Raw genomic sequence first — 17058 nt, forward strand, 5'->3', positions numbered from 1 at the left:
GCCGACAGATCCCAAACAGGACAGTCGAGACGTCAGTCAGCCGAGGAGTCAGACCCACCAGCGACGTCACCACGAACATCATCACTGTCAGCCGTCGGTGGTCAGTCGGCTCAGCCGAGGCCGTTCGCCTTCAGCCAGTCCTTGGCCACCGCCGACGGGTCCTCCTTGTCGACCGAGACGCGCTTCATCAGCGTGGTCAGCCCTGCCGTGTCGAGCTTGGCCGACACCGCGTTCAGCGCCGCCGTCGCGGAGGCGTCCACGCCCGCCTTGTTGATCAGCGGGGTGACGTTCTGCGCGCCGAAGACGTTCTTCGGGTCGCTCAGCGCGACCAGCTTGTACTGGACGATCTTGGGGTCGGTGGTGAACACGTTGCCGACCTGGATGCTGCCGTCCTTGAGCGCGTTCGCGGTGGTGTCGGCGGTGGGCTTCCACTCCTTGAAGGTCAGCCCGTAGACGTCCTTGAACTGCTGCTCGCGCCGGGTCTTGAACTCCGGCGGGCCGCCGATGGTGAACTCACCGGCCTTGGCGGCGAGGTCGGAGATGCTCTTGAGGCCGTACTTGTCGGCGTTCTCCTGGGTGACGCTGAGCGAGTCCTTGTCCTCGGCGGGCGAGGAGTCCAGGATCGCCAGCGAGGAGGGCAGCGCCTTGGTCAGCGCCGCGTTCACGTCCTGGGTGGTGACGGCGGTGTTCTTGGCGTCGAGGTAGGCGAGCAGGGCGCCGTTGTACTCGGGCAGCACGGTCAGGTTGCCGCTCTGCAGCTGCCCGTACAGCACCTCGCGGCTGCCGATGTTGAACTTCTCCTCGACCTTGACGCCCTTGGCCTTGAGCGCCTGCGAGTAGATCGAGCCGAGCAGGACGTTCTCCGGGAAGTTCGCCGAGCCGACGACCACGGTGCCGCCGGAGCCGCCGGACCCTCCGGAGGTCGCGCTGCTGCCGGCTGAGGCGGTGGACCCGCCGCCGAGCGGGTTGCTGCTGCTCCCGGAGGAGCCGCAGGCGGTGGCGCCCAGGGCGAGCGCGGCGAGCGTGCCGAGGAGGACGGCGCGCCTGCTTCTCTTCATTGTCGACATGGTGACAGTAGTCCTTCCGGAACGGATGGGGGAGCAGAGTCTCAACGGGCCCGGCGCTGGGCGCGCACCCCGGGCGGGAGCGCGAACCGGGCGAGCAGGGAGAAGAACAGCTGGGCGCCGACCGCGAGCAGCACCACCAGCAGCGCGCCGCCCACGGTCACCGCGTACTGCCGGGTGGCCAGCCCGTCGATGACGTAGCGGCCGAGGCCGCCGAGCCCGACGTAGGCGGCCACCGTGGCGGTCGCGATCACCTGGACGGTCGCGGTGCGGAAGCCCGCCAGCAGGGTCGGTGCGGCGGAGGGCAGGCAGACCTGGAGCAGCACCTGCGGGTGGGTCAGCCCGATCCCGCGCGCGGCGTCCCGGACGTCCGGGTCGGTGCCGCGCACCCCCTCGACGGCCGCCACCAGCAGCGGTGGCGCGGCCAGCGCGACCAGTGGGATCAGCACGGCGGTGTCGCCGACCCCGGCGAGCAGCACCGCGAGGGTCACCAGGCCGAGGGTGGGCAGCGCGCGGGCGGCCCCGGCGAACGCGGTGACCGCGGTGACGCCGCGGCCGGTGTAGCCGATCAGCAGCCCGAGCGGGACGGCGAGCAGCGCCGCGAAGAACAGCGCCTCGCCGGAGAACAGCAGGTGCTCGGAGACCCGGTGCACGATCGAGTCCGGGCCGCTGCGGCGGTCCGGGTCGGAGAAGAAGTCGCTCAGCCAGTTCAGCCAGTTCACGAGCCCGCCCCCTGCTCCCGGACGGCCCACGGTGCGAGCAGCCGGCGGGCGGCCACCAACAGCAGGTCGACGACCAGCGCGAGGGCGGCGATCAGCACGATGCCCGCCACGATCGGGGTGGGGAAGGTCCGCTGGAAGCCGTCGATGAACAGGTAGCCCAGCCCGCCGCGGCCGATCAGCGCGCCCACGCTGGCCAGCGAGATGCTGGACACCGCGGCGACCCGCAGCCCGGCGATCAGGTACGGGACGGCGGCGGGCAGTTCGACGGCGGTCAGCCGGTGCCACGGCCCGTAGCCCATCGCGGTGGCGGCCTGCCGGACGGAGTCCGGGACGGCGCGCAGCCCGTCCACCGTGGTCGGCAGCAGGACGGCGAGGGCGTAGAAGGTGAGCGGGATCATCACCGTCGCCTGGGTGGCGAGCCCGGTGTACGGGATCAGCACCACGAAGACCGCCAGCGAGGGCAGCGCGTAGACGATGTTGAAGACGGCGGAGAGCGGTTGGTACAGCCGGGGGAAGCGGGCACAGGCCAGGCCGAGCGGGACGGCCAGCAGCAGTCCGATGAGCACCGGGACCAGGGCGATCACGGCGTGGTCGGCGAGCAGGTTGCCGAGGTAGCCGAGGTGGTCGCCGATCCAGTACCAGCGGACGATCGGTTCATCGTCCACCGTCGGCTCCGTTCGCCGGGGGCGTTTTGTCGACATCGACCGCTGTGCCGGGCTTCTCCGGTCCGACCGGCCCGGCCTTCTCGACCTTCCCCGTCGGCCCGACCGGCCCGACCGGCCCGAGCGGTCCGCTGCCGGCGGTGGGTGTGAGTGCGGCGAAGACGGCCTCGCGGCTCGCGGTGCCGATCGCCCGCCCGTCCGCGTCCAGCGCGACCGCGACCCCCGCGGGGGAGAGCACGGCGGCGTCCAGGGCGGAACGCAGGGTGTCGCCGTCCGGGTGGTAGCCGGGGGCCGGCTGGAGCTCGGCGGCGACGGCGCTCCGGTCGATCCAGCCGATCGGGCGGCGCTCGTCGTCCAGGGTCAACTCCCAGCTGCCGTGCCGGACTCCGTCGCCGACCGGGCGGTGCGCCACGGCCTTCGCGGACCGCAGGGCGAGTCCGCGCAGACCCCGGTCGCGGCCGAGGAAGGCGGCCACGCCGTCGTCGGCGGGGGAGGTCAGCAGGGTGTGCGGGTCGGCCAGCTGGGCGATCCGGCCGTGTTCGCGCAGCACCACGACCTGGTCGCCGAGCCGGACGGCCTCCTCGATGTCGTGGGTGACGAACAGCACCGTCTTGTGCAGCTCGGACTGCAGCCGCAGCAGCTCCTCCTGGAGCCCGGCCCGCACCACCGGGTCGACGGCGCTGAACGGCTCGTCCATCAGCAGCACCGGCGGGTCGGCGGCCAGCGCCCGGGCCACGCCGACCCGCTGCTGCTGTCCGCCGGACAGCTGGAACGGGTACCGCTTGGCGGTCTCGGGGGCGAGCCCCACCAGTTCGAGCAGTTCGGCGGCCCGGGCGCGGGCCTTCTTGCGGTCCCAGCCGAGCAGGTAGGGGACGGTGGCGATGTTGTCGATCACCTTGCGGTGCGGGAACAGCCCGGCCTGCTGGATCACGTACCCGATGCCGCGGCGCAGTTTGGCGGGTTCCAGCGTGGCCACGTCGGCGTCGTCCAGCAGCACCCGGCCCGATGTGGGCTCGACCATCCGGTTGACCATGCGCAGCAGGGTGGTCTTGCCACAGCCGGACGGTCCTACCAGAACGGTTATCCGACCGGTTGGAACCTCAAGGTCCAGTCCCTCGACCGCAACGGTGCCGTCGGGGTGGCGCTTGCCGGCGCCCTCGAATCTGATCACGGAGTGTTTCCTCGTCAGGGCGCCCCGGGGAGGCGGCGCCTGTGTCGTCGGTCTTTCGGGTCGTTCGGTTGACGGCGGTTTCACCCGCCCGGGCGTACTTCCGCCCGCGTGGCTGCCCAGGTTCGGACCGGCGGAAACTCTGATCAGACTATGACCTGCGTCATCTCCTGTCCCTGATTTACGGCCCGGCACGGGGTGTCCCCCGGCTCGCGGCCGGGGGACACGCGCGGTGACCTCCGGGTCGGAGGCCACCGCGACGCGCTGTGATCCCGGCTCAGCCGCCCGGGCGGGTCGGCAGTCCGGAGGCCGCCCAGCCGACGAAGCCGCCGTCCAGGTCGGTCGCCCGGTGCAGCCCGAGCTCGCGCAGCGAGGCCGCGGCCAGGCTGGAGGCGTAGCCCTCGGAGCAGACCACGATCACCTCGATGTCGTAGCCCGAGGCCTCGGGGATGCGGTGGCTGCCGGTGGGGTCCAGCCGCCACTCCAGGACGTTGCGCTCGATGATCAGCGAGCCGGGGATCTCGCCCTCGGCCGCCCGCTGTGCCGCCGGGCGGATGTCCACCAGCAGCGCGCCCTCCAGGTGGGCCTGGTACGCCTCCCGGGCGCGCGGCCGGTGGACGCCCTCGCGGGCGCGCTCCACCAGGTCGTCGATCGTGGTCACCACTGTTCCGGTCCTTCCTCGGAGGTGCGGACGAGCCCGCCGGCCCGCAGGTCGTAGTGCGCCATGGAGCTGAGCGGGGGCGAGTAGGCGTGCAGGGTGACGGCCGGGCCGGAGGCGGTGTTGCGCACGTCGTGCACGTACTCCGGGCCGAAGGCGCGGGCCGTGCCGGCCGGGACCCGCCGGATCAGCAGGCCCTGGTCCGGGCCGCCGAGGGAGAGCTCCTCCAGCTCGCCGAGGGCGACGGTGAACGCGCCACGCGAGCCGCCGTGGTCGTGGAAGCCGGTCGACTGGCCGGGCAGCCAGCTGATCAGCCAGACCTCGTGGTCGTCGTCGGCGACCAGGCGCTGGTACCAGCGCTCCTCGGTGGAGAGCCGGACCAGGTGGATCCACCGGTCGGGCTGCTCGGCCAGCTCGCGGACGATGCCGCGCAGGGTGCGCGGGGAGAGCGGGGTCTGCTCCGCTCCGGTGGCGGTCGGCTGCCCCGGGGCGCGGGTCGGCGGGTCGGAGACGAGGTCAAGGGTCATGGGGGCGTCCTCGGGTGCGGCGGGGAACGTCGTCGGTGGATGCGTCCGGTGCCGGCGGGCCGGGTGACTGCGGGCGCGGGCCGACGGAGCGGCCCGGTCCGACACGTAGGGGTGCGCCGGGCGGGAGCGGGTTTCAGGACTGCGGGTGCGGGTGCGCGGTACGGGCCCTGGCGGAGGTCACAGGGCGGTGCCGGCGAAGCGGAGCAGGGTCAACAGGCACAGATGGAACTCGCCTGGCGTCGCAGATCGACGTGCAGGCGGCAAACCAGGAGGGTGCCGGAGTCCATGCCCCGGATCTTTTCCGAGCCGGTCGGACGAAGTCAAGCCGGGGCACGCGCTTGTTGCGGCCTGTAAACCGGCGCCCGGCCCCGGCTCGACCCCGGCGCGGTCACGGCCCGGCCGCCGTTCGACCTCGGCTCGGGCCCGGTGCGGCCGTGGCCCGAGCGCGGCCCGAGCACGGGGCCCCGGCCCGAGCACGGGGTCGAGCACGGGGCCGCGTGGGGTCGAGCACGGCGTCGAGTGCCGGCCCGGGTGCGGGCTCAGCCCTCGGCGGGAGAGCGCGGGGCCGGCGGGGCCGCCACCGTCGTGGACGCGGCGGTGGGCGGGGTCGTGGACCCGGGCGCGGCGGCGGGCGACGCGGCCGCGAGGGCCTGCTCGATCACCGGCCCGGCTTGCTCGCCCAGGTAGCGGCCGAGCGTCTGGTAGGCGTCGAACTGCTGGTGGTCGAACCACTGGTCGCTGGTGCCGTCGTTCGGGAAGGCCCGGTTGGCCACCGCGTAGGACTGCAACTCGTAGGGCATGTCGGCGGTCAGCACCGCCTGGAGGACGATCAGCGTTCCGGGCGGGCCCGGGTCCGGCTCGCCGTCGACGGCCGGGTACCGGATCTCGCCGGTGATCACGCCCCGGGCCGAGAGCCGGTCGGACAGTTGGGCCGCCAGCCCGTGCAGCGGTGCGCCCGCCCCGTCACGGCCGGCGGGCGGGCCGCCCGGGATCAGCAGCTCGGGCTGGTGCAGGGTGATGACGATGCCGAGCTCCTCGCGGGCCAGGGTGATCGCGGCGGCCAGGTTGGCGGCGTAGCCGGAGTCCCCGCTGGCGTCGATGCTCACCGCGGTGCGCACCCGGTGCCGCAGCAGTTCGACCAGCCCGAGGTTCTCGTAGTGCCCGCCGTCGGTGGTCAGCAGGAAGCGGTCGTCCACGGGGAACCGGCCGGTCAGCTCGCGCAGTTGGTACGGGAGCCGGCGGACGGCCGGCTGTCCGGCGCGGCGCCAGTCCGGTGTGCCGGACCAGGCCGGGCCGAGCTGTGCGGGGTTGGGCAGCCACGTCCCCAGCCGGGCGTTGGTCACCGCGAACAGCCCCTGGTAGACCCGGGACTGGCGGCCCATCGCGGAGGAGAAGGCGGCGCCGGAGACGGCCATCGCGGACTGCACGGTGAGGTCCCGGGCGATGTGCCGGCGGGTGCGCCGCTCCAGCAGGTCGGTGCGCGCGTAGCCGACGTCCGGGCCGCCCACGTAGTCGTGCGAGAGTGAGAAGGAGACCGCCCGACGGCCGGGCGGCGTACGGGAGTTGCCGGACAGGTTGGCCGCGGCGGAGAAGATCACCTGGGGGAAGTCGGGGCGCCGGGCGGCGTAGTGGCTCAGCCAGGTCTGCTCCCGGTAGAAGTCGTACCGGCGGGCGGTCGCGCGGCCGCCCTCGGTGACCCGGCGGACCGCGAACGCCGAGGCCAGCCGCAGCCGGTAGAACGGGTGCAGGCTCATCCAGGTCTGGTCGAGGTTGAGTCCGACGGCGCCGAGCACCAGCGGCAGCAGCACCTGGACGGCCGTCGGCCAGGCGTACCCGGTGGCGGCCGCCCAGCCGAGGGCCAGCAGCGCGCCCGCCGTGAGCGTGCCGAGCGCGGCCCACACCACCAGGTACTGCGGGAGGTTGGCGGTCAGCCCGCCGCCGATCCGGCCCGCGCCGCGCAGCGCGCCGGCCGCCGCGCGCACGCCCCGGCCGATCGTCCGGCGGTCGCGCCAGAGTATGCCGAGCAGCAGGGCGAGGTAGCTGAGCACCACCGTCAGGCTCAGCCCGGCGCCGGTCAGTTGCGGCCCGGCCGCCAGCGCCTGTTGGAGCCGGACCGCGCCCCAGGCCAGGCCCGGCACCGCCAGCACCCCGACGGCCAGCAGCCCCGACAGCGCCAGCGCGAGGTAGTTGAGCCGGCGCAGTGCGCGCGGGAGCAGTGCGTGCCAGCCGAGCGGGGGGAAGACCAGCAGCCACAGCAGCCAGCACCCGGCCGCTGCGGCGAGTAGCACCCCGAGGGCGGCCAGCGCGGGCGCCCGGAACTCCAGCGGGCCCGGTACGGCGCCGTGGTGGCGCAGGCCGGCCGCCGCGAGGGCGTTCAGGTCGGTCACCGGGACGGCGTGGTAGAAGCGGCTGAGGCCCAGGCCCAGCACCAGGACGGCGGCCAGCAGCAGGAAGAGCGCGGACAGCACGCCGCGCAGCAGCGTCCCGAGGGCGACCAGCCACTCGCCGGTGCCGTCGGCGATGTACTTGCTGTGCCGACGGAGGTGGTCCTCCTCCGGGGAACCGGGTTCCAGCACGGTGTCGGCCGTCAGGCCGGAGACGGCGCGCACGGGGCTGCCGGGCGCCGAGTCGCTGAGCGCGAGCTGCAGCGCGCCCACGGTGTAGCCGCCGCCGGAGACGGAGACCAGGTAGCGCGCGCGTTTGAGCCACGGCCGCAGCGCCTGGAGCGCGCCGAGCGTGACGCAGGCCGAGCGGATGCCACCGCCCGAGGCGCAGAAGCCGAGTTCGGCGGGTTCGCGGCCGGGCGGCACCCGGCCGGCGTCCCGCCAGTGGGTGTGGGCGCCGGGGGCGTCGGCCGCCGACGGCACGCGGCGGTGCTCCGGGGCGCGGTCGGCGGGCCGGCCGAGCTCCCCGGCCCGCTCATGGCCCGGCCCCGGTTCCTGGAGCGGGTCCTGGTCCTGGAGCCGGTCCTGTTTCCGGAACCGGTCCCGGGCCTGGTGCCGGTCCTGATGCGGTGGGCGACCGGACCGGCCGGTCACCGGCCAGGGCGGGATCAGCGCCGGACGGTCCGGGTCGTCACCGTCGGCGGGGCCGGTGCCCGCACGGCCGTTGCCCGCGGGCCCCGCGGCCGAGGGGCGCAGGCCGCGCGCTGCCCGCGCCGCCGTCAGCACCAGCAGCCCCGCCGCCGTCACCCCGGCGGGCACCAGCAGCAGCCGGCCGACGATGGTGAGCGCCGCCGCCACCGCGAAGGGGGTGTCGGAGTCGGCGCGGTCGAGCCCGAGGAGCAGCAGGACGTTCGCACCGAGGTCGCAGCCCGCGGCGAGCAGTCCGCCGAGCCCGACGACGAGCGCGGGCACGGCTCGGTGCCGCCGTCCGAGCACGTACCCGCCCAGCAGCGCCGCGGCGGCCAGCGTCAGCGCGTAGCCGCCGATCGGCCAGAACTCGGCGCGCAGGGCGGACCGGTAGGCCGCGGAGCGGTCGCCGGCCACGGCTTCGGCGGCCGCCCGGGAACCGGCCAGCTGCAAGGCGGTCAGGTGGACGCCGGGCGTCCGCCCGAGGGCCGGCAGGGCACCGAGGGCGAGCGGCAGCAGGGCGCCCGGGGCGAGCAGCAGCCCCGCCCAGGCGGGCAGGGCGGGCGGCCGCCCAGCCGCCGCCTGCGGATCCGCCGTACGTTCCTCGGACTCGTGCACCGCTGCCATCCGTACCACCCCCCGTTCGGCCCCCTGCCGACCGTCGATCCCTGCGTCGAACCTTCGAGCGATGCTCGAACGATCCACCGGCGAACCTCGAACCGCCTCCGAGTGATCTTCGAAGTCGCTTTGTATCACCGGCAGATGACGATCATTCGCACATCCATGCGGGTTTTACCCTGCGGTGGCCGATTCCGCACCCTCGGTGTCCGCTTTCACTCGAATGAGTAAGCATGTGACGTCCGGGGTAGATCAGCTTTTCATCCCGATCAGAGCCCGCCAAGAGCCCGCCCGGAGTCCGCCCAGAGCCCACGTAGGACCGACCGCGTGTCCGCGCAACAAGATCGCCCCGGACGCGTTGCCGCCGACGTATTGTCAGGCCACCGAAGCCCGGCCTACCGTCTACAGACCGCTTTCTACGCACGTAGACACCTCATCCGGACCCCTGCGGTTCCCCGTGCGGACCCGCAGGTGAGACCCGCCCCGACAACCCTCAGACCGCGGGCCCGACCGCACGGCCGGGACGCGGAGTTGCGGAGGTACCCATGTCGCAGATCGTCCGTGCCGCGCTCGTCCAGACCCGCTGGACCGGCGACCAGGAGAGCATGATCGCGCTCCACGAGCGCTATGCCCGCGAGGCCGCCGCGCAGGGCGCGAAGATCATCGGCTTCCAGGAGGTCTTCAACGCCCCGTACTTCTGTCAGGTCCAGGAAGCTGAGCACTACCGCTGGGCCGAGGCCGTCCCGGACGGTCCGACCGTGCGCCGGATGCAGGCCCTCGCCCGCGAACTCGGCCTGGTGATCGTCGTACCGGTCTACGAGGAGGAGCAGACCGGGGTGTACTACAACACCGCCGCGGTCATCGACGCGGACGGCAGCTACCTCGGCAAGTACCGCAAGCACCACATCCCGCAGGTCAAGGGCTTCTGGGAGAAGTACTACTTCAAGCCCGGCAACCTCGGCTGGCCCGTGTTCGACACCGCCGTCGGCAGGGTCGGCGTCTACATCTGCTACGACCGGCACTTCCCCGAGGGCTGGCGCGCCCTCGGCCTGGCCGGCGCGCAGATCGTCTACAACCCCTCGGCCACCAGCCGCGGCCTGTCCGCCTACCTGTGGCAGCTCGAACAGCCCGCCGCCGCCGTCGCCAACGAGTACTTCGTCGCCGCCATCAACCGGGTCGGCACCGAGGAGTACGGCGACAACGACTTCTACGGCACGTCCTACTTCGTGGACCCTCGCGGCCAGTTCGTCGGCGAGGTCGCCTCCGACAAGGAGGAGGAACTCGTCGTCCGCGACCTCGACCTCGGCCTGATCGAGGAGGTCCGCCAGCAGTGGGCGTTCTACCGGGACCGCCGCCCAGACGCCTACGGACCGCTCGCCGAGGCCTGAGGAGCAGCGCGATGACCACCCGCGACCCGCAGCAGCCCGTTCGTGACCAACTGCAGCAGCCCGCCCGTGACCCGCAGCCCGCCCGCGACCCGCAGCGCCCCCGGGGCCCGCGGCAGCGCACCCTGATCCGCGGCGGCCTCGTCATCACCGCCACCGACGAACTCCACGCCGACGTCCTGATCGAGGGCGAGCGCATCGCCGCCCTGGCCGCCACCGGCAGCACCGCCGCCGAGGCCTGGACCGCCGACACCGTCATCGACGCCACCGGCCACTACGTCATCCCGGGCGGCGTCGACGTCCACACCCACATGGAGCTGCCGTTCGGCGGCACCGCGGCCTCCGACACCTTCGAGACCGGCACCCGCGCCGCGGCCTGGGGCGGCACCACCACCATCGTCGACTTCGCCGTCCAACCGGTCGGCGGCGCCCTGCGCGAGGGCCTGGACACCTGGCACGCCAAGGCCGAGGGCAACTGCGCGATCGACTACGCCTTCCACACCATCGTCTCCGACGTCAACGAGGCCGTCCTCAAGGAGATGGACGCGCTGGTCGACTCCGGCGAGTCCACCTCCTTCAAGCTCTTCATGGCCTACCCCGGCGTCTTCTACAGCGACGACGGCCGCATCCTGCGCGCCATGCAGCGCGGGGCGGCCAACGGCGGGCTGATCATGATGCACGCCGAGAACGGCATCGCCATCGACGTCCTGGTCGAGCAGGCCCTCGCCGCCGGGCACACCTCCCCGCGCTACCACGGCGAGGTCCGGCGCGAGCTGCTGGAGGCCGAAGCGACCCACCGGGCCGTCAAACTGGCCCAGGTGGCGGGCAGTCCGCTCTACGTGGTGCACGTCTCCGCCGAAGCGGCGCTCGCCGAACTCGCCCGGGCCCGCGACGCCGGACTCAACGTCTTCGGCGAGACCTGCCCGCAGTACCTCTTCCTCTCCACCGACAACCTCGCCGAGCAGGGGGCCGACGGCTTCGAGGGCGCCAAGTACGTGTGCAGCACGCCGCTGCGCCCGCGCGAGCACCAGGAGGCGCTCTGGCGGGGGCTGCGCACCAACGACCTCCAGGTGGTCTCCACCGACCACTGCCCGTTCTGCTACGTCGGGCAGAAGGAACTGGGTCGCGGCGACTTCTCGAAGATCCCCAACGGCCTTCCGGGCGTGGAGAACCGGATGGACCTGCTGCACCAGGCCGTGGTGGACGGGCGGATCAGCCGGCGCCGCTGGGTCGAGATCGCCTGCACCACCCCGGCCCGGATGTTCGGGCTGCACCCGCGCAAGGGCACCGTCGCGCCGGGCGCCGACGCCGACCTGGTGGTCTACGACCCCACCACAGTCCAGACCGTGTCCGCCGCCACCCATCACATGAACGTGGACTACTCGGCCTACGAGGGCCGGCAACTCACCGGCCGGGCCCGGACGGTGCTCTCCCGCGGCACCGTGGTGCTGGACGACGGGCAGTGGCTCGGCCGGGCCGGACACGGCACCTTCCTGCGCCGCGACACCTGCCAGTACCTGACCTGACCCCCGTCCCGATTCCCCTCCCTCCCGATTCCCGTTCCCGATTCCCCTGCCGCCCGGGGCCGCGTCGTGCGCGTGCCGGCCCCGGGCCGTCGGACCGACCCCTCTCCCGGAGCACCCCATGGACATCGGCCTCGTCCTGCAGACCGACCCGCCCGCCCGCCTGCTCATCGACCGGATGATCCGCGCCGAACGGGCCGGGTTCAGCCACGGCTGGACCTTCGACTCCTGCGTGCTGTGGCAGGAGCCCTTCGTCATCTACAGCCGCATCCTCGCCGAGACCGAGCGGCTGACCGTCGGCCCGATGGTCACCAACCCCTCCACCCGCACCTGGGAGGTCACCGCCTCCCTGTTCGCCACGCTCAACGACATGTACGGCAACCGCACCGTGTGCGGCATCGGCCGCGGCGACTCCGCGATGCGGGTCGCCGGGCGCCGCCCCGCCACGCTCGACCGGCTCTCCCAAGCCATGCACGCCATCAAGGAGTTGGCCGAGGGGCGCACGGTCGAGGTGGACGGCACCGAGATGCACCTGCCGTGGGTCGGCCCGGGCGCCTCACTGCCGGTCTGGATGGGCGCGTACGGCCCGAAGGCGCTGGCGCTGACGGGGCGTCAGGCCGACGGTTTCATCCTCCAGTTGGCCGACCCCTACCTCACCGAGTACATGGTCAAGGCGGTCCGGTCCGCGGCCGCGGCGGCCGGCCGGGACCCGTCCTCGGTCACCATCTGCGTGGCCGCGCCCGCGTACGTCACCGCCGACGACTCGCCGGCCGCGCTCGCCCACGCCCGCGAACAGTGCCGCTGGTTCGGCGGGATGGTCGGCAATCACGTCGCCGACCTGGTCGGCCACTACGGCGAGCACTCCGACCTGGTGCCCGAGGCGCTCACCGACTACATCAAGGACCGCCAGGGCTACGACTACAGCCATCACGGCCGGGCCGGGAACCCCGACACGGCCTTCGTTCCGGACGGCATCGTGGACCGCTTCTGCCTGATCGGACCCCCCGAGGTGCAACGCGCCCGGCTGGCGGAGCTCCGCTCGCTCGGCGTCGACCAGTTCGCGGTCTACGCCATGCACGACGCGGTCGAGAGCACCATCGACGCCTACGGCGCGGACGTCATCCCCCACCTCTGACGAGCCCGCGCGCGGTGGTCCTCCGTGCGGTGGTCCCCGTGCGGCGCTCCCCGCGCGGTGATCTCTGCGCGGTGACTCCCGGGTGTGGTGATCTCGTCCGCAGCAGACGGGAGTTGCCCATGAGCGACACCGCGACCGGCGGTGGCGGGCAGTGGCAGCACGCCGACGGCCGGGTCGAACTCGACCCGGCCGCAGGGGCGTTGCCGGCCAACGGCTTCACCAGTGACGACCTCCGGCCGGTCCCGGTGCGGCGGCGCACCTGGACCACCTACAACTTCCTCGCACTGTGGGTCGGCATGGCCCACAACATCCCTTCCTGGACGCTGGCTTCGGGCCTGGTCGCGCTCGGGATGGACTGGAAGCAGGCGGTGCTGACCATCGCCCTCGCCAACCTGATCGTGCTCGCGCCGATGCTCCTCACCGGGCACGCGGGCACGAAGTACGGCATTCCGTTCCCGGTGTTCGCCCGGGCCTCGTTCGGACTGCGCGGCGCCAACCTGCCGGCGCTCATCCGGGCGGCGGTGGCCTGCGCCTGGTTCGGCATCCAGACCTGGATCGGGGGTGAGGGGATCTTCCTGCTGGCGGGCAAGCTGTTCGGCGAATCCTGGCGGACGGCCACGGAATTCAGCGGCTACCCGTGGACGCAGTGGGCCTCGTTCCTGCTGTTCTGGCTGGTCGAGATGGTCATCATCGCCCGCGGCATGGAGGCGCTGCGGCGCTTCGAGAACTGGGCTGCGCCGTTCGTCATCGTCGGCGCGCTCGCCCTGCTGGTGTGGATCGCCGTCAAGGCGGGCGGGTTGGGACCGCTGCTCGACCAGCCCTCCCGGCTGGGATGGGGCGGCGGGTTCTGGAAGGTCTTCTTCCCGTCCCTGATGGGGATGATCGGGTTCTGGTCCACGCTGTCGCTCAACATCCCCGACTTCACCCGCTTCGGCGGCAGCCAGCGGGCCCAGATCCGCGGCCAGGCGCTCGGTCTGCCGACCACGATGACCCTCTTCGCACTGCTGTCGGTGCTGGTCACCTCCGGTTCCGCGGCGGTGTACGGCGAGCCAGTGTGGGACCCGATCAAGCTGGCCGCGAAGATGGAGAGTCCGGCTGCCGTGCTGTTCGCGCTGCTGACCGTCCTGGTGGCGACGCTGTCGGTGAACATCGCCGCCAACGTCGTCTCCCCGGCCTACGACCTGGCCAATCTGCTGCCCCGGTTGGTCGACTTCCGCACCGGGGCGCTGATCACGGGCGTGGTCGGGATCGCCGTCTTCCCGTGGCGGTTGACCGCCGACCCGCACGTCTACATCTACGTCTGGCTGGGCGTGGTCGGCGGACTGCTCGGGACGGTCGCCGGGGTGCTGATCGCGGACTACTGGGTGCTGCGCCGCACCCGTCTCCAACTGGTCGACCTCTACCGCCCGTTCGGAGCCTACTGGTACGCGGCCGGGTGGAACTGGCGGGCGGTCGCGGCGCTGCTGGTCGGCGGTCTGCTGGCGGTCGGAGGCTCCTACTCCACGTTGGACGGGCACGGCGTGAAGCAGGGGCCGTTCCCGGTGGACGGTGTGATCCCCTTCCTCAAGCCGCTCGCGGACTACGGCTGGGCGGTGGGATTCGCCTCGGCGTCGGTGCTGTACCTGGTGCTCAGCGGGTTTCCGGGGCGGGGCCGGCGGACGACCGGCGGCTGACGGCGAACAGATGACAGTCGACAGATTTCACCATCTGTCGGCTGTCATCTGTCATCTGTCAGCTGTCCGTCGTCATCCGTTCGCCGTCGCCTCCACGGCGGCCAGGACCTTGACGGCGCCGTCCTCGGTGGCGAGGGCGGCCGCGACGGACCGGGCGCGGGTGCGGTAGCGGGGGTCGTCCAGGGCGTGGCGGATGGCGGTGGCGAGGCGGCTGGGGGTCAGTGCGCGCAGCGGGACCGGGCCGGGCGTGACGCCGAGCGCGGTCAGCCGGGCGGACCAGAAGGGGGCGTCCAACTGCGCGGGCACCGGGACGGAGGGGGTGCCGGAGCGGAGGGTCGCCGCCGTGGTCCCGGCGCCAGCGTGGTGGACCACGGCCGCGGCCTGCGGGAACAGCCAGTCGTGCGGGGTGTCGTCGATGGTCAGCACGGTGTCCGAGTCCTCGGCGGCCAGGCCGCTCCAGCCCGACTGCAGCAGGACGCGGACCCGGGCGGCGCGCGCGGCGGCGAGGACGGTCGCGGTCAGCCGTTCCGGATCGGGCACGACCAGGCTGCCGAAGCCGACGAAGACCGGTGGCGGACCGGCGGCCAGGAAGTCCAGCAGCCGCTCCGGCGGCTCCCAGCCGGGCTGTTCGGGCGGCCACCAGTACCCGGCGACGTCCAGCCGGGGGTGCCAGTCCGTCGGCCGGGGGACCACCCGCGGCGAGAACCCGTGCAGCACGGGGTGTCCGCGCCGGGCCCGGGCGACGCCGAGCGGTGGCAGGCCGAGCCGTCGGCGCAGCCCGTGGACGGCGGGGACGAACAGCCGGTCGGTCGCCGTCTGGACGGCGTGCCCGGCGAGCAGGTTTCCGGCCCTCCCGAGCGAGCGGGAACCGGTCACGGCGGGCGCGAATTCGCGGGTGGGGGAGAGGGGTTGGAGATACAGCCCGATGGTGGGGATGCCGGCGGCCTCGGCCGCGACCTGACCGAGCGCGCTGGTGGTGCTGGTGGTGAGCAGCAGATCGGTGCCGAGGGCCGTCGCCTCGGCGATGCCGTCGCCGAGCGCGGGCATGAACCGCCGCCCCAGGCGCAGGAGTTGCAGGACGGTCGTGGGTCCGGGGGCGGCCTGGAGCAGCCGTCGGCCCTGGGCGGAGGCGAGTTCGGCCCGTGGATCGACCGGCAGCGGGCGGAACTCCAGCCCGGCGGCCCGAACCGGATCGGCGAAGGTGGCATGGGTGGCGACGGCCACCTGATGTCCGGCCGCCCGCAGGCGGACGCCGAGCCCGGTGAAGGGGGCGACGTCACCCCGGGAACCGGCGGTGGCGATCAGGATGCGCATGGCCGCAGTATTTCGGCGGGTCCGTCCGGTCGGTAGGACGCCGCGCGCGGACCGGTCGACTCCGGGTGGCCGGATTCCGCCGCCCGGCCGGGTCGGGCGGAACCGGGCCCGAGTGCGGCGGCGTCCTTCGGGGCAGAGCGGACGGGACGGGGCCGTCGCGCCGAGGACGGGAGGGAAGGGTCGGATGAGCATCATCGCGTGGATCGTGCTGGGCCTGGTGGCCGGAGCCCTGGCCAAGCTGCTGCTGCCGGGGAGGGACCCGGGCGGCCTGATCGTGACCACCCTGATCGGGATCGCCGGCTCCTTCGTCGGCGGCTGGATCGCCTCGCACTTCATGCACCGGTCGATCACGGCACGCTTCTTCGACGGGCCGACCTGGGTGTCCGCGATCGGCGGCGCACTGGTGCTGCTGATCGTCTACCGGTTGCTGTTCGGCAACTCACGTCGCTGACGAGGACGTTCGAGGACATTCGAGGCGACGTCCGAGCCACCTGGTCCGCCCGGTCCGTACAAGCCGTACGGACCGGGCGGACCGGTCGGCTACCGCGCCGTCGACGCCTCGGCGACCCAGGCGGGCAGTTCCTCGCGGGCGGCCAGCCAAGCGCCCGGTACGCCGGAGAGCCCGGTGCGGGCGGCCACCACGCCGCCGGCGATGGCGCAGGTGGTGTCCATGTCGCCCCAGCCCTCCAGGGTGTGCCAGAGCGCGTCGGGCAGCGAGTCCAGGTGCCCGGCGGCGGACCAGAGGGCGAACGGCACGGTGTCCGGGGCGGAGATCAGCAGGCCCGAGCCGAGCACGGTCGCGGCGTGCCGGATGCTGGTGTGCTCCGGCAGCCGGGCGGCGATCCGCAGGCCCGAGCGGACGTCGCCCTCCGACAGCCGGGCGGCGACCTCGGTGAGCAGGTCGGACCGGCCGGGAGCGCCCCGGCCCCGGCTCCGGGCGGCGAGCGCCGCGGCAAGTGCCACCGCCACCGCGCCGGAGACCGCCTCCGGGTGGAAGTGGGTGGTGAGCGCCTGGAGTTCGGCCTGCCGGACCACCTCGTCCAGGTCCTCGGCGAACCAGGCGCCCAGCGGGGCGGCCCGCATCGCGGCGCCGTTGCCGTACGAGCCCTGGCCTTCGAACTGGCCCGCGGTGATGGCGCGCCAGTCCCCGCCGGCGCCGATCCCGCGCAGCACCCGGTGCATCGAGGGGCCGTACTTGCGCTGGTACTCCCGGGCGTACTCGGCCGCGAACCCCTCGGCCAGCGCGTCCTGTCGGACCTCGCCGTGGGTGACGAGGTGACGGACCAGGACGAGGGCCGTCGCGGTGTCGTCGGTCCAGTGCCAGGGTGCGGGGCGGACCAGCCGGGCGGCCAGGGCGGCGGGCGCCTCGTCGACCGGGACGGAGAACCAGCGGTCGCCGAAGGCGTCGCCGAGCGCGAGCCCGCGCAGGCTGTCCAGGACCGTTCGGGCCGCACGCATGTCATCCTCCGAGTGAGATCGACCGTGCGCGGAAGTCTGCCCGAACGGGCGCGGCGTCGGCGACCGGGTTTGTTCCCGGT

General features: G+C 73.4%; 15 protein-coding genes. 5 read left to right on the top strand and 10 right to left on the bottom strand.

From position 1 onward, the window contains the following. Positions 1-110 precede the first annotated feature (110 nt). From AB0O91_RS19105 to AB0O91_RS19140, 8 genes are all read right to left on the bottom strand, one after another. Positions 111-1058, bottom strand: coding sequence for an ABC transporter substrate-binding protein (locus AB0O91_RS19105; protein WP_363434292.1), 948 nt, complete (start codon positions 1056-1058; stop codon positions 111-113). A 50-nt stretch (positions 1059-1108) separates the two neighbouring features. Next, positions 1109-1786: an ABC transporter permease gene (locus AB0O91_RS19110; RefSeq protein WP_363434295.1), complete on the bottom strand. Its 678-nt coding sequence runs from the start codon at positions 1784-1786 to the stop codon at positions 1109-1111. Beyond that, positions 1783-2451, bottom strand: a complete 669-nt coding sequence (locus tag AB0O91_RS19115; RefSeq protein ID WP_363434298.1) for an ABC transporter permease — start codon at positions 2449-2451, stop codon at positions 1783-1785. Before AB0O91_RS19115 ends, AB0O91_RS19110 begins: the two co-directional genes overlap by 4 nt. Next, entirely contained in the window at positions 2441-3619 is a 1179-nt protein-coding gene (locus AB0O91_RS19120; RefSeq protein ID WP_363434301.1) for an ATP-binding cassette domain-containing protein, read from the bottom strand. Before AB0O91_RS19120 ends, AB0O91_RS19115 begins: the two co-directional genes overlap by 11 nt. 274 nt (positions 3620-3893) lie before the next feature. Next, positions 3894-4280 (bottom strand): rhodanese-like domain-containing protein, encoded by a 387-nt coding sequence (locus AB0O91_RS19125; RefSeq protein WP_363434304.1) that lies wholly within the window; start codon positions 4278-4280, stop codon positions 3894-3896. After that, positions 4274-4801 carry a cysteine dioxygenase family protein gene (locus AB0O91_RS19130; protein ID WP_363434306.1) on the bottom strand — a complete coding sequence of 176 codons (528 nt, stop codon included), beginning with the start codon at positions 4799-4801 and terminating at the stop codon, positions 4274-4276. Before AB0O91_RS19130 ends, AB0O91_RS19125 begins: the two co-directional genes overlap by 7 nt. Before the next feature lie 209 nt (positions 4802-5010). Beyond that, a complete protein-coding gene (locus AB0O91_RS19135) occupies positions 5011-5088 on the bottom strand; it encodes a putative leader peptide (protein WP_363434607.1) in 78 nt (25 codons plus the stop codon). A gap of 252 nt (positions 5089-5340) precedes the next feature. Beyond that, positions 5341-8499, bottom strand: coding sequence for a hypothetical protein (locus AB0O91_RS19140; RefSeq protein WP_363434309.1), 3159 nt, complete (start codon positions 8497-8499; stop codon positions 5341-5343). A 536-nt stretch (positions 8500-9035) separates the two neighbouring features. Between AB0O91_RS19140 and AB0O91_RS19145 the strand changes: the two genes are divergently transcribed. The 4 genes from AB0O91_RS19145 to AB0O91_RS19160 all read left to right on the top strand — a co-directional run bounded on the left by AB0O91_RS19145 (position 9036) and on the right by AB0O91_RS19160 (position 14206). Further along, complete coding sequence (locus AB0O91_RS19145) at positions 9036-9878, top strand: nitrilase-related carbon-nitrogen hydrolase (protein WP_363434312.1); 843 nt, start codon at positions 9036-9038, stop codon at positions 9876-9878. 11 nt (positions 9879-9889) lie between these two features. Further along, on the top strand, positions 9890-11401 hold the full coding sequence (gene hydA / locus AB0O91_RS19150; RefSeq protein ID WP_363434315.1) for a dihydropyrimidinase: 1512 nt from the start codon (positions 9890-9892) through the stop codon (positions 11399-11401). 118 nt (positions 11402-11519) lie between these two features. After that, positions 11520-12533 carry a TIGR03842 family LLM class F420-dependent oxidoreductase gene (locus AB0O91_RS19155; protein WP_363434318.1) on the top strand — a complete coding sequence of 338 codons (1014 nt, stop codon included), beginning with the start codon at positions 11520-11522 and terminating at the stop codon, positions 12531-12533. Between the two features lie 119 nt (positions 12534-12652). Continuing rightward, positions 12653-14206 carry an NCS1 family nucleobase:cation symporter-1 gene (locus tag AB0O91_RS19160; protein WP_363434321.1) on the top strand — a complete coding sequence of 518 codons (1554 nt, stop codon included), beginning with the start codon at positions 12653-12655 and terminating at the stop codon, positions 14204-14206. Between the two features lie 72 nt (positions 14207-14278). Here the strand turns inward: AB0O91_RS19160 and AB0O91_RS19165 are convergent, their stop codons facing one another. Next, positions 14279-15520: a glycosyltransferase gene (locus tag AB0O91_RS19165; RefSeq protein WP_363434324.1), complete on the bottom strand. Its 1242-nt coding sequence runs from the start codon at positions 15518-15520 to the stop codon at positions 14279-14281. A gap of 184 nt (positions 15521-15704) precedes the next feature. On the opposite strand from AB0O91_RS19165, the gene AB0O91_RS19170 reads away from it, so the two are divergent. Further along, positions 15705-15971, top strand: a complete 267-nt coding sequence (locus tag AB0O91_RS19170; RefSeq protein WP_363434327.1) for a GlsB/YeaQ/YmgE family stress response membrane protein — start codon at positions 15705-15707, stop codon at positions 15969-15971. 89 nt (positions 15972-16060) lie between these two features. Here AB0O91_RS19170 and AB0O91_RS19175 read toward each other — a convergent pair whose 3' ends face one another. Then, positions 16061-16978: an ADP-ribosylglycohydrolase family protein gene (locus AB0O91_RS19175; protein WP_363434330.1), complete on the bottom strand. Its 918-nt coding sequence runs from the start codon at positions 16976-16978 to the stop codon at positions 16061-16063. Between the last annotated feature and the right edge of the window lie 80 nt (positions 16979-17058).

Origin of the sequence: Kitasatospora sp. NPDC089797, from assembly GCF_040684795.1 — a bacterium.
Taxonomy (GTDB): domain Bacteria; phylum Actinomycetota; class Actinomycetes; order Streptomycetales; family Streptomycetaceae; genus Kitasatospora.